At 60.6% G+C, this 12513-nt stretch carries 11 protein-coding genes and 4 pseudogenes; 11 read left to right on the top strand and 4 right to left on the bottom strand.

Annotated elements, in window-relative coordinates; translation table 11 throughout:
* The 4 genes and pseudogenes from D3227_RS38555 to panB form a co-directional block, all read right to left on the bottom strand.
* Nucleotides 1–620, bottom strand: a 620-nt coding sequence (locus D3227_RS38555; protein ID WP_245452130.1) for an acyl-homoserine-lactone synthase, incomplete at its 3' end; no start/stop codon positions are given.
* A 93-nt stretch (nucleotides 621–713) separates the two neighbouring features.
* Nucleotides 714–1440, bottom strand: a pseudogene (locus tag D3227_RS44660) (LuxR family transcriptional regulator).
* Nucleotides 1441–1615: 175 nt separating this feature from the next.
* Complete coding sequence (gene panC, locus D3227_RS38545; protein WP_120019246.1) at nucleotides 1616–2467, bottom strand: pantoate--beta-alanine ligase; 852 nt, start codon at nucleotides 2465–2467, stop codon at nucleotides 1616–1618.
* A pseudogene (gene panB, locus D3227_RS38540) lies at nucleotides 2464–3298 on the bottom strand (3-methyl-2-oxobutanoate hydroxymethyltransferase). The gene panC and the pseudogene panB overlap by 4 nt, the downstream one beginning before the upstream one ends.
* Before the next feature lie 198 nt (nucleotides 3299–3496).
* On the opposite strand from panB, the pseudogene D3227_RS38535 reads away from it, so the two are divergent.
* From D3227_RS38535 to D3227_RS38485, 11 genes and pseudogenes are all read left to right on the top strand, one after another.
* Nucleotides 3497–4433 (top strand): annotated as a pseudogene (locus tag D3227_RS38535) (NUDIX hydrolase); the annotation flags it as partial.
* Nucleotides 4434–4497: 64 nt separating this feature from the next.
* Complete coding sequence (nadA, locus tag D3227_RS38530; RefSeq protein WP_120019245.1) at nucleotides 4498–5472, top strand: quinolinate synthase NadA; 975 nt, start codon at nucleotides 4498–4500, stop codon at nucleotides 5470–5472.
* Nucleotides 5469–7013, top strand: coding sequence for an L-aspartate oxidase (locus D3227_RS38525; RefSeq protein WP_120019244.1), 1545 nt, complete (start codon nucleotides 5469–5471; stop codon nucleotides 7011–7013). Before nadA ends, D3227_RS38525 begins: the two co-directional genes overlap by 4 nt.
* A complete protein-coding gene (gene nadC, locus D3227_RS38520) occupies nucleotides 7010–7864 on the top strand; it encodes a carboxylating nicotinate-nucleotide diphosphorylase (protein WP_120019243.1) in 855 nt (284 codons plus the stop codon). The genes D3227_RS38525 and nadC overlap by 4 nt, the downstream gene beginning before the upstream one ends.
* A gap of 97 nt (nucleotides 7865–7961) precedes the next feature.
* Entirely contained in the window at nucleotides 7962–8993 is a 1032-nt protein-coding gene (gene bioB, locus D3227_RS38515) for a biotin synthase BioB (RefSeq protein WP_120019242.1), read from the top strand.
* A gap of 7 nt (nucleotides 8994–9000) precedes the next feature.
* Nucleotides 9001–9840, top strand: a complete 840-nt coding sequence (locus D3227_RS38510) for a Fic family protein (protein ID WP_342634048.1) — start codon at nucleotides 9001–9003, stop codon at nucleotides 9838–9840.
* The gene (locus tag D3227_RS41380) at nucleotides 9837–9992 is read left to right on the top strand and encodes a hypothetical protein (protein ID WP_167481058.1); all 156 of its coding nucleotides are present in this window, start codon (nucleotides 9837–9839) and stop codon (nucleotides 9990–9992) included. The genes D3227_RS38510 and D3227_RS41380 overlap by 4 nt, the downstream gene beginning before the upstream one ends.
* An 11-nt stretch (nucleotides 9993–10003) precedes the next feature.
* Nucleotides 10004–10813, top strand: a complete 810-nt coding sequence (locus D3227_RS38505; RefSeq protein ID WP_120019240.1) for a cyclase family protein — start codon at nucleotides 10004–10006, stop codon at nucleotides 10811–10813.
* Nucleotides 10814–10840: 27 nt separating this feature from the next.
* Nucleotides 10841–11230: a beta-barrel domain-containing protein gene (locus D3227_RS44820; protein ID WP_483466634.1), complete on the top strand. Its 390-nt coding sequence runs from the start codon at nucleotides 10841–10843 to the stop codon at nucleotides 11228–11230.
* A 334-nt stretch (nucleotides 11231–11564) separates the two neighbouring features.
* Nucleotides 11565–11921, top strand: coding sequence for a hypothetical protein (locus D3227_RS38495; RefSeq protein ID WP_120019238.1), 357 nt, complete (start codon nucleotides 11565–11567; stop codon nucleotides 11919–11921).
* A gap of 262 nt (nucleotides 11922–12183) precedes the next feature.
* Nucleotides 12184–12398, top strand: a pseudogene (locus tag D3227_RS38485) (cold-shock protein).
* Nucleotides 12399–12513: the final 115 nt, after the last annotated feature.

The following is a 12513-nucleotide window of genomic DNA, read 5'->3' as shown; positions in this document are numbered from 1 at the left end:
GGTAGCGCTTGGTCTTCTTGGCGATCTTGGCCATCCGGCCACGGCTCTGTTCGGTCCACATCCACAGCTTGAATCACAAACCAGCCTCCGCCGAAATCCCAATTTTCCGATTTTCCAAACGGCCTCTTAGAACAGGAATGGGAGCGAGATCTGCATGAACTCGAATTTGAAATGTTTGGCCCAAGCAGCGTCACAATCCGTGTGAGATCGTGGGCCAAGCCGAACTCGATCATGCCGGCGAAGAGCTCGTAGGTTGCTTGGGCCAGCCCGCCCGCTGCCTTGGGCGCTGACGGGGGGACATCGACCGCGAAACGACTGCTCTCCCATATGTCTGCTGTCGAGGGCACAGAGTCAGCACCGAGCAGCATCGGGAAGGTGTCGCGCAACATTGTGGGTCCGGCGCTTGGTAAAAGCCGAACGCAACCGCGAATTCGCCAATCGGAGCCCTTGAGTAGCAAATAGACAGGCTTCAGCTCATCAAATGCGTCGGTCTCCAATTCGTCTTCGGTGTGGACTTCCCAATCGAGCCTTGCCTTGAAAACCCGACACCTGAGCTCGTGCATCTCTTTGAATTCGGGCGCGAACTCGTCATAAAGGTCCGGCGTTATCAGCTGCATCATGGACGCCTCCGCGTAGGATGTATTCCCGCCATGGAAGGGCAAAGCTGCCAGTGATGCAGCCTGTAGACGTTTACAGCTATCTTGGCGGAAGAATCAGGATTTCGCCTGACTGGAAGCTGCCAGCCGTACGACGGCCTGGCTGATCGTTCGCACGCCAAGCTTTGCTTTGGCGTTTTCCAGATGAAAGGTGACGGTGCGCCTCGATACGCCGAGAAGCTGGCTGATATCCCAAGCCGACTTGCCGCGCGATGCCCATTTCAGGCATTCCAACTCCCGCGGCGTAAGCGTTACACCATCCACCACCCGATCGTCGGCGAGCCGGCGCCGGACATGGATATGAAAGTTGATCGCCACCAGCTGCAGTGCTTTTTCATAACGTGTCAGTGAGCGCAAAAGAGGTGGATGGGATTCGTCGGAAGCAAAGGTCAGCGCAGAAAACCGGCCGCGATGATCATGCATCGACATCGTTAATCCGCCGCGGATGCCAAACTGAGCTGCTTTCTCCAGAATTTGTTGCTGCGACGTAGGCAGACACTGCAGACCGCGATCCACGCCCCAATCAAAGGGTATCCCAGCCTCGCAGCCCGCGCAGGATCACCGGATCAAGGCTGTGGTACCGGCCTTGCAGATAAGCTGAAGTCCAGGCCGAAGGATAGTTGGAGATTAATCGTGGCGCTTCGCCGGATTCCGACGGACAAGCAAAATAAGCGAACAGCGGAAAGTCGAAGCCGGCTGCGGTGGATGCCATTGCCTCACGCAGATCGACGGCATCAACACTTTCGCAGAGTTGCTCGACGAAGTTTTCAAATACGCGATGCATCTGCGCTTTGCGCAACCTCCGCTAATCGCTGGAAGCCAGACAGAGACCTCGGTTAATGATCGGGCACTGATGCACCCGGTCCGTTCGCGTCTCGATCTTCCCTCCCATTTCCTCCTACTTCTGCTTGAACAGCCCTTTTGCGGAGTTTGACTCAACGCCGCCAAGATTGCTGATCTTAAGCCGGTGATGTTCTGACGTTGTCGATGAGCCGTGTATCGCCGAGCCAAGCGGCGGCGAGCAAGCGTGCCGGTCGATCAAGTCTTGTCATCGGTTGCAGATCTGCCTCGTCGCGAAGCTCCAGGTATTCGATCTCGCGATAGCCCGCGGACAAAATAGCTGCGCGCGCTTGACCAAGCGTCGGCAGGAGGGGATGGCCCTTCGCTAGCCGCTGAGCCGTCTCCTGCAGGACCGATGCAAGTTTCGGGGCAACGGCGCGCTCGGCGGGCGACAGTCGAACGTTGCGTGATGATAGAGCGAGACCATCGGCTTCGCGAACGGTCCCGCATGGCAAAATGGCGATTGGAATATCCAGATCCTGGACCATACGCCTGACAAGCTGAAGCTGCTGGAAATCTTTTTCGCCGAAAATGGCGACATCAGCGCCGGTCTGCAGGAAGAGCTTGGCAACGACAGTCGCCACCCCATCGAAATGACCTGGCCGGAACGCGCCGCACAGGCCTTCGCCGATGCGGGAGACTGAAACGGTCGTGGTAAAGCCTGCCGGATACATCTCCGCTACGCCCGGCACATAGAGCAGATGCGCGCCCAGAGACGCGAGCTTTGCAGCATCTTCCTTTTCCGTCCGGGGATAGGCGGCAAGGTCGGCAGCACTGTTGAACTGCTTCGGATTGACGAAGAGCGTCACGACAACCCGATCGGCCCTGTGAAGCGCCGCACGCACGAGGCTCAGATGCCCTTCGTGCAACGCCCCCATGGTCGGCACCACGGCGATGGTGGCGCCAGAACGGCGCCATCCCGTGGCGATGGTGCGAAGTTCGGCAATGGTATGGATAACCGGCACGCTCATGCCACATCCCCATCCTTCGCCTGGTCGTAAACATGTTCGGCCGCGGGAAAGCGCCCTTCCCGAACATCAGCCGCGTATCTGGCAATGGCAGCTTCTGCCGCTGAAGCAAGTTCGCCGTAGCGCTTGACGAATTTCGGGCGAAAACCGGTGAACATGCCCAACATGTCGTCGACCACCAAGATCTGCCCGTCGCAGGCGGCCGAGGCGCCGATTCCGATCGTTGGAATTGCGATTTCCGCTGTGATCCGGCTGGCGAGCACCTCGGGCACCTTTTCGAGCACGACTGCGAATGCTCCCGCCTCGGCCACTGCGTGGGCGTCGCGCCGGATGCGCTGGCCATTCTCGCCCCTGCCCTGGACAAGATGTCCGCCGAACGCGTTGACCGCCTGCGGGGACAGCCCGACATGGGCCATCACCGGGATGCCGCGACAGGCGAGGAAGCGGATTGTCTCGGCCATTGTCTCGCCGCCCTCGAGCTTGACGGCTGAGCAACCGGTCTCGGCCATGACGCGCGCGGCATTGCGAAAGGCCTGATCCCGGCTTTCCTCATAGGAGCCAAATGGCATATCCACGACCATCAGCGCCCGCTCAAGGCCGCGGCGGACAGCTTGGCCATGGATGATCATCATGTCGAGCGTAACCCCAAGCGTGGTCGGCAAGCCGTGGAGAACCATACCGACGCTGTCGCCGACCAACACGACATCGCAAATGGGAATCGACTAGCCGAGCAACCGGGGTCGTGTAGGCGGTAAGGCAGACGAGCGGCGTGCCAGCCTTTCGCGAACGAATATCGCGCGAGGTGATCGCCTTGGTGTTAGCAACCGCAATCAACGAGGACTCCTTCCCTTGCGTTACCACCGCGAGTGTCGCGTTTGGCATATTTTTGTGCAAGTGCGAAGAGCAAAATCGCGACGGGGTGCGGTGTTGAACGCGCGGACAGTTATCGTAGAGAACCAATTTAAATCGGTTCAGCCGCTTTCTTGGCCAGGGCTCTGCCAACCAGTTCAGAGATCATGGAGCACCAGGCAAAAGGTAACCAGGAAAGGCAGAGCTGCAGGCAGGGCCAACGCCGTCAAATCGGACCTTATCGCCGTGGTCGTCGCCGTGAAAAACAGCGACCCTTACGTTCTCACCATCGGTCAGGCAAACGCACTGCCGTCGGGTCCGTTCGAGCAGGATCACCGTTCCCTGCAGTCGGGTCTCAGAGGATGGGTGGAGCAACAGACTGGCCAGCCGCTGGGCTATATCGAACAGCTTTACACCTTCGCCGATCGCGATCGGGTCGGCGCTGAGGAGCATGTAATCTCGATCAGCTACCTCGCACTGACGCGAGACGAAGATGCGGCTGCCTCGGCCAGGCGCTGCTGGGCAAGTTGGTACGACTATTTTCCGTGGGAGGATCATCGCTCCGGCACGCCGGCGGTTGTGCTGGAAAAACTGCGACCGCGATTGAGGGAATGGGCGGACAGCGCTGACGATGCCGCCGTGCGGCTCGATCGTCGGCGGCGCGCGGCGGTCACCTTCGGCTTCGACGACCGAGCATGGAACGAAGAGCTCGTACTGCAGCGCTATGAGCTTCTCTACGAGGCAGCGCTGGTGGAGGAAGCGACCCAGCCGCGCCCACTCCCGTGCCGGGCACATCCATGGTCGCCGATCACCGCCGCATCCTGGCAACGGCTATTGCGCGGCTGCGCTCCAAGATCAATACCGACCCGTCGTGTTCGAACTGATGCCGCCGCTCTTCACGCTTCTGCAGTTGCAGCGAACCGTGGAGGCGCTCTCAGGCAGGCTCATCAACAAGCCGAACTTTCGCCGGCTCATAGAGCAGCAGGATCTGGTTGAGAAGACCGGCGAGGCGACCGCCGAAACCGGCGGCCGGCCGGCGCAACTCTACCGCTTCCGCCACGCCATTATCGAAGACGAGAGGCCTGGGGCTGGGACAAAATTGCCGTTCGCGCGGGCTTGACATTGCTTATAGTCACAACGAATATAAAGGTCTTATAATCATGTAGATTATAATTGGAGGCTCGATGAGCACCATCCTGCCTTCGGCCGCATCCCTGTACGACCGCGTTCGGCGCGTCATCCCCCCAATGGAATGGCCGAGCTTTTCGAACGACATCGAGGCAATTCTGGCGCTGAAGCGGGAGCGCAACGCTGTCATCCTGGCGCATAATTATCAGACGCCGGAGATCTTCCACTGCGTGGCCGACATCGTCGGCGACAGTCTGGCGCTTGTCCGCAAGGCCATGTCGACCGAAGCGGAGGTCATCGTGCTTGCCGGCGTGCATTTCATGGCTGAAACGGCGAAGCTGCTCAATCCGCAAAAGACGGTACTCATTCCCGATTTGCGAGCAGGCTGTTCACTGGCCGACTCGATCACCGCCGAGGACATTCGCATGCTGCGGCAGCGCTATCCGGGTGTGCCGGTTGTCACCTATGTGAACACCTCGGCTGACGTGAAAGGAGAGTCCGATATCTGCTGTACGTCCGGCAACGCCAAGGCCGTCGTCGAGTCCCTCGGGGTTCCCAAGGTGATCATGCTGCCGGACGAATATCTGGCCCAGAACATCGCCGCTCAGACAAAGGTGCAGATCACCGCCTGGAAGGGTCATTGCGAAGTGCACAAGCGCTTCACGCCAGCCGACATCCGTCAGTTGCGCGAAGGCCATCCCGGTGTGATGGTGCTCGCGCATCCCGAATGTCCGCCGGAAATGGTCGCGGAAGCGGACTTTTCCGGCTCGACAGCCGCCATGTCCGACTATGTCGAAAGGCAGAAGCCGCCACGCGTCGTGCTGATGACGGAATGCTCGATGAGCGACAATGTCGCGCTCCAGCATCCCGAGATCGAATTCATCCGGCCCTGCAATCTCTGCCCGCACATGAAGCGCATCACGCTCGCCAACATCCGCTCTGCGCTCGAGCAGAACCGGCATGAGGTGACGATTGAACCCGACATTGCAGGACGAGCACGGCTCGCGGTCGAGCGGATGCTCGCCATATGAGCGCGGAGGTCCGCAGTTTCCTTGGCCGCCCGATTATCATAGGCGGCGGTATTGCCGGGCTTTTGACTGCGCTTCATCTGTCGCCAGAACCGGTGCTTATTCTGTCCAGGACGCCGCTTGGATCTGAGGCATCAAGCGCATGGGCACAGGGCGGCCTGGCTGCCAGCCTTGGCGTGGACGACGATCCTGTGCTGCATGTCGCCGATACGCTCGCCGCCGGCGATGGCCTGTGCGACGCAGAAATCGCAACCCGCATCCTTCATGCGGCTCCTAACGCGATCGAGACCCTGGCGACCCTTGGGGTTCGCTTCGATCGGACGCCTGAAGGAGCCCTGCGCCTGGGATTGGAGGCCGCGCACGGCCGCCGGCGCATCGTTCATGCCGGCGGCGACGGCAGCGGACAGGAAATCATGCGTGTGCTGGTCGAAGCTGTGCGTTCTAATTCGTCGATCGTGGTCGTCGAGGGTGTAGAGGCGCGGCGGCTGGCGGTGGAGGACAATACGGTCCGGGGCGTTTGGGCAAGCTGTTCGATGAGTCCTGTGTTCTTCGGTACGGGACGGGTCGTCCTCGCCACGGGTGGGATTGGCGGACTGTTCCTCGACAGCACCAACCCTTTGGGCAGTTGCGGACAGGGCCTGGCACTTGCGGCCCGCGCCGGTGCTGTGGTTGCCGACCTGGAATTCATCCAGTTCCACCCGACCGCGCTTAATGGGCCGGCGCGCCCGCTACCGCTGATCAGCGAAGCGGTTCGCGGTGAAGGCGCGATGATTGTCGACGAAACGGGCCAGCGCTTCCTCGAAGACTTGCATGACGCGGAACTCGCGCCGCGCGATGTGGTGGCGCGCGCCATCTGGACGCATCTTTCGAACGGCCACCGCGTCTTTCTCGATGGACGAGAAAAGCCCGGCCCGACTTTTGCGCGGCAATTTCCGACAATCGCATCAGCCTGCCGGGGCGCGGGCATCGATCCCGTGCGCGACCTCATTCCGATCCGGCCGGCCCAGCATTACCACATGGGCGGTGTCGCCGTGGATCTTCAGGGACGCACGTCGGTCGCGGGACTCTGGGCGTGCGGGGAGGTCGCCTCCACTGGACTGCATGGCGCCAACAGGCTTGCCAGCAACGCGCTGACCGAGGCGATCGTATGCGCGCGCTGGGTCGCCGAAAGCGTGGCGGGATCTCCGATCGGTATCAGAACACGCTCGACGGCACGGGAAATTCCGGCTCCCGATCCACTCTCGTTGCGCCCTCTCCTGTCACGCAGCCTTGGCGTGAAACGAGATGGCGAGGTCTTGCGCGAGGCCGTGAGCACATTGCTTCCGCTGGCCAAACGCCACGATGCAGCGTCCGATCCTGCGATAGCGGGACTGATGATCGCGGTTGCCGCCTTGCTGCGAGAAGAAAGCCGCGGCGCTCACTACCGGACCGACTGTCCAGATTGTGCGGTTGCCGCCCGCCGCTCCAGGCTCACGCTCGATGAAGCCTTAGCGACAGCTGCGGAACTCGCATCTTCGTCTACGCTTGAAGAGACCGAGCAATGAACCTCTCGCCGCTGCCCCCAATCATGCTCGAGCCTCTGGTACGGACTGCTCTACTCGAAGACCTCGGCAGGGCCGGTGACGTAACTACGGACGCCATTGTGACACCCTACCACTATACAAGGACCGTGCTTGTGGCGCGTCAGCGCGGGATTGTCGCGGGGCTCGATCTAGCCATGCTCGCCTTCCGCCTGATCAGTCCCGATGTTGAAATCTCGGTGGAGCGGCCAGACGGCAGTGGTGTCTTGGAAGGAGAGGTCATCGCATCGGTGGTTGGCCCGGCCAGGGCCATTCTCACGGCAGAACGCACCGCGCTCAATTTTTTATGCCATCTGAGTGGCATTGCCACCGCAACCGCGTCGATTGTCGCAGCCGTTCGCGAACACCCTGCGAAGATCACCTGCACCCGCAAGACCACACCCGGCTTGCGGGCGGTCGAGAAATATGCCGTGCGCGCCGGTGGCGGCGCCAATCATCGCTTCGGCCTCGACGACCCGATTCTGATCAAGGACAACCACATCGCAATCGCCGGCGGGATCCGTGCGGCCATCAAGCGCGCGCGAGCAAGTGCAGGTCATCTCGTCAAGATCGAAGTCGAGGTCGATACGCTGACGCAGTTGGAAGAGGCCTTGACGCTCGCCCCCGACGCCGTTCTGCTTGACAACATGTCGGTTGACCAATTGCGAGGGGCGGTGCTGATGGTCGCCGGCCGGGCGATCACCGAGGCGTCTGGCAGGATCACACCGGCGACGGCGCCGGCCATCGCCGCCACCGGCATCGATCTTATCTCCATCGGCTGGTTGACCCATAGCGCGCCGATCCTCGATATCGGCCTTGACTATCGAGCGCCCTGACGACCCACGAGCAAACATATGGGTCAATCGGGCATTCGAGCCCCAGGACTCGTAAGACGAAGATAGGGCAAGCGTAGACTAGGAAACAGGATGGTACATGCACGCCACCAATCCGACGAAGACAATGCCACAGGCTCAAACCCCAGACGCCACGACGTGGACGCTAGAGAAGGCTCGGGCACTTCATGACGCGCCCTTCAACAATCTGCTCTTCCTGGCGCAAACCGTGCACCGCCAGAATTTCGATCCCAACAAGGTTCAGCTCAGCCGGCTTCTCAGCATCAAGACCGGCGGATGTCCGGAGGATTGCGGCTATTGCAGCCAGTCGTCGCATCACGAAACCGGCCTGAAGGCGTCGAAGCTGATGGAGGTCAGGCGCGTCATCGCTGAGTCCAACAAGGCGCGCGACGCCGGCGCCACCCGTTATTGCATGGGCGTGGCCTGGCGAAATCCCAAGGCGCGCGACATGGATGCGGTCGTGGCGATGGTCGAAGGCGTCAAGGCCTTGGGCATGGAGACCTGCATGACGCTGGGCATGCTCGATCTCGAGCAGGCCGCTCGTCTGAAGCAAGCGGGCCTCGACTACTACAACCACAACATCGATACGTCGCAACGCTACTACAGTGAGATCATCAGCACGCGGAGCTTTGGCGACCGGATCGATACGCTCGAGCTGGTTCGCCAATCCGGCATCAAGGTCTGCTGCGGCGGCATTGTCGGTATGGGCGAAAAGCCGGTGGACCGGATCGACATGCTGGTGACGCTGGCCAACCTGCCGGAACATCCCGAAAGCGTTCCGATCAACATGCTCATTCCGATCGCCGGCACGCCGCTTGCCGAAGCCAAGCCGATCGAGCCGATCGAGCCGATCGAATTCGCGCGCGTGATCGCTCTGGCACGCATCATGATGCCGAAATCGCATATCCGCCTCTCCGCCGGTCGCACCGCCATGACCGACGAGATGCAGGCGCTGTGCTTTTTTGCCGGCGCCAACTCGATCTTCGTCGGCGACACGCTGCTGACCGCAGACAATCCCGGTGAGGACAAGGATAGTCTGCTGTTCCGGCGTCTCGGCATCGAGCCGATGGCCTCGAGACGCAATGAGCGGGGCACCGCTTGCCCGCTTTGACGCAACCTTGCAGGGGCTGGCGCGCAAGGTACTCGGCGATGCCCGTTTCGTGAGACTTGGCTTCCGAAAGGAAGGAGGCTTCGTTGGCCAGCATGACCGAGACAACCGCATGCCCCTGCCCGATCACATCAGCGCTCGGCCTAAGGACCTGCCGCGGCTCATCGATGGGATGGTGGCCTTCGATCAAGGCCCCGCGCAAAACCTTGATGCGGTCATCGCCGCCTCAATCCTCGCCTTCGGCTTTGTCTACATCCACTCGTTCGAGGACGGAAACGGCCGCATTCACCGCTACCTAATCCACCATGTCCTTGCCATGCACGGCTTCAATCCGCCGGGAGTGGTGTTTCCGGTCTCGACCGCGATCCTAGACCAGATCGACGAGTACAGGCGCGTGCTCGAGAGCTCTTCGCAGCGCCTTCTGCCATTGGTCGAATGGGAACCGACGCCGCAATTCAACGTCCGGGTGGTGAATGACACCGCGGATTTCCACCGATTCTTCGATGCAACCCCGCATGCTGAATTTCTATATGCCTGCGTTCAGAGGACGATCGAACGGGACCTTCCCGACGAAACCGCTTTTCTGCAGCGCTACGATCAATTCCGGCAACGGATGGATGCCTCTATCGACATGCCCGAGCGGCTGACGGATCTGCTCTTCCGTTTCCTTCGCCAGAATGGTAGCCAGCTTTCGAGCCGCGACCGCGAAAAGGAATTCGCCGCGCTGACCGATGACGAGGCAAGGCGGATCGAGGCGGTCTACGCGCAAACCTTTGGCCGATTGAAGAAATCATCTTCCGATTGGCGCTTCAGCTTTTCGGAAATGGCATTCAGAACCATCAGAGCGTGAAGAGCATCAGGTGTGGTCAACAGCGCGTTAACGCCGAAATTTTTGCGACAGGCCCAGTTGATCTCAAGCAGGGCGACGTGCTGGAACGCATCGTTGACGGCCTCGGCACCCTGCGCAACCAGTTGTTCGCCGGACGTTCGAATAATTATTGAGAAGGAACTCCATGACCCGCCAAAAAATCATCGATCTCTCCATCGCCCTCGACAATGAAACGCCAGCGGACCCGCCGCCGATCCGCCCCGTGATCAGCTATACTGGGCATCGCGAAAGCGCCGAAGGCATGGTGGCGTTCTTTCCCGGACTCGGCGTGGATCAGCTGCCCGGCGGCTATGGCTGGGCAGTTGAAGAGTGCAAGGTCAACACGCACAACGGCACCCACCTTGATGCGCCATGGCATTACCACCCCACCATGAACGGTGGTGAACGGGCAATGACCATCGACGAAGTGCCGCTGGATTGGTGTATGCAGCCGGGTGTGAAGTTGGACTTCCGTCATCTGCCAGACGGTTATGTGGTGACGGCCGCCGACGTTGAGGCCGAGCTTGCCCGCATAGACCACACGTTGAGCCCGCTGGAAATTGTGCTGGTCAACACTTCGGCCGCCGCCGCTTATGGCAGCCCGGCCTATCTGGGCAAGGGGTGCGGCATGGGCCGTGAGGCCACGCTTTTCCTGACCTCACACGGCGTGCGGGTGACCGGCACGGACGCATGGAGCTGGGATGCCCCCTTTCCCTTCACCGCCAAACGTTACGCTGAAACCGGCGACGCCAGCATCATCTGGGAAGGACATAAGGCGGGAGCCGAGATCGGTTATTGCCACCTCGAAAAACTGACCAACCTCGACCAGCTTCCGCCCAAGGGCTTTACGGTTACCTGCTTCCCGGTAAAGATCAAAGGCGCCTCTGCCGGATGGACGCGCGCAGTGGCCCTACTCCAAGAGGTTCCGGCCATGGCGCTGCAGCGCCTTCCGTAAGGGAATTCAAACGTGTGACGTTTGACCATGGCGCGCGGATGGAGTCCGCAAGCGCATCGCTGTTCACGACCGTATAGACGTGCGCTTCCCGCAGCCTTCGCTCCCTCCGGCGGCGGCCACGTGAACAGGGTTTTCGTGCTTGATGTGGCGGGGGAAGGAGCTGCAGAAGCCGCGTATCCAGGTCCTTGTAGGCATCGATGTGACCGCGTTTCCGCCAATGCCGAGGTCGACGAGCGGAGCGGCGCGACGTCCTTCACTGCGACTATCGAGGTGGGTGCCGACCAGTTCAAAGGTCTACCGCACGTGAAGCTCTATCCGGGCATGCCCGTCGACGTGTCGATAGTGACGGGTGAGCGCAAGGGCATTGTGCGTGCTACCACACTAGCCGCGGGACTGACGAGCGTTGGCATTGTGTAAAGACATCGTCATAGCCCCTGGGGAACGACGCGATCGCAAGAGGATCGCCACTGCTTTTCGGCAGCGTCGATGAAAAGGGCCCGTCAAGGCCGGTGAGATAGTTTGACTATTCAGATAATCCACATAGTCGGGACCTGTGGCCGCCCGCGCAACATGAGGGCTTCCTCATGGACCGTTTTTTCGTTGTCTGAATGGTTCCAGCCCAGGCTGGCTTGTTCCGGCCCGGCCGCCTGGCCACGCATTTGGCGAGCGAAGCCGGTGGTGTACAGTGATTTCCAGACAGCTTGATCTCGACCACAAACGACCGGCTGATCGCCCCGAGGAGAGAGAAGGTTTGAACGAGCAGGATCCCAAGGAAGACTTGATCGACACGATTTTTCGCAATGGCACCATCACCGCCGTCGGCATCCTGCTGGCGTTCTCGCTCGGCTTCATCACGCATTGGGCCGCCAATCCAATACCGTGGCAGCTCCACCATTTGCTGGCCGCAGCGCCGATCCTGATCGGCATCGCGCTTCAGATGCGGGCCCTGTCGATGCTGCTCGACATCAGTTCCCTGCAACGGCGCATTTATGAGCGCGCCAACCGCATCTTCCTGACCGGGCTTATTCTGACTGCTAGTGGTGTCGGGCTGGCCATCTTGCTCGATGTCTTCGAGATGGCGGGCACGGGCGCGCTGCCTGGCGGCTAGCCGACAGCTACAGCGCCGTGGCCATCCCAACAGATGTCGCACCATTCGGCGCCGACCCGGCTGGCCATGCGCTCGCCGATCCTGACCGCCGGGTTGGTCGCGTAGGGCCATACGCTTGGCGGCAGCGCGGGGTGGGGCTGGCTGCCGGGTGGTCCGGCCGGGCCTTGCAATTTTTTGTCTTTGCTGCCCGTAACGTCTCGGCTGTGAATCGAGTAGGCTTAATGGCCTGCCCACGTTGCAATTATTACAAAGGAATACGGATTTGGCGACTGGAACGGTGAAGTGGTCAACAGCACCAAGGGGTTTGGATTTGTCCAGCCTGACAATGGCGGTCAGGATGTTTTCGTCCACATTTCCGCTGTGGAACGTGCGGGTCTCTCGACTCTCATTGACGGCCAGAAGATCAACTATGAGATCGAACAGGACCGCGGTACTGGCAAGTCCTCCGCTGGCAGCCTCAGCAAGCTAGTGGATTGATCGGAACAGAAGAGTCCTTTTTGGGATTCCCCGGATCGCTTCGGCATGCGACATTGCGAGATGCGCACTGGTATCAGCATCGACATCACGGCTTCGGACAGAATTCGGCTTGAAG

Source organism: Mesorhizobium waimense, assembly GCF_003601975.1.
GTDB lineage: Bacteria > Pseudomonadota > Alphaproteobacteria > Rhizobiales > Rhizobiaceae > Mesorhizobium > Mesorhizobium waimense.
The sequence above is the reverse complement of the archived record's forward strand: the minus strand, read 5'-3'. Positions and strand labels throughout refer to the sequence as shown.

Coding starts and splice junctions, on each gene's coding strand:
- D3227_RS38525 (WP_120019244.1), top strand. CDS start 5,469: ATGAGCGCGGAGGTCCGCAGTTTCCTTGGCCGCCCGATTATCATAGGC.
- bioB (WP_120019242.1), top strand. CDS start 7,962: ATGCACGCCACCAATCCGACGAAGACAATGCCACAGGCTCAAACCCCA.
- panC (WP_120019246.1), bottom strand. CDS start 2,467: ATGAGCGTGCCGGTTATCCATACCATTGCCGAACTTCGCACCATCGCC.
- D3227_RS38505 (WP_120019240.1), top strand. CDS start 10,004: ATGACCCGCCAAAAAATCATCGATCTCTCCATCGCCCTCGACAATGAA.
- D3227_RS44820 (WP_483466634.1), top strand. CDS start 10,841: ATGGCGCGCGGATGGAGTCCGCAAGCGCATCGCTGTTCACGACCGTAT.
- nadA (WP_120019245.1), top strand. CDS start 4,498: ATGAGCACCATCCTGCCTTCGGCCGCATCCCTGTACGACCGCGTTCGG.
- nadC (WP_120019243.1), top strand. CDS start 7,010: ATGAACCTCTCGCCGCTGCCCCCAATCATGCTCGAGCCTCTGGTACGG.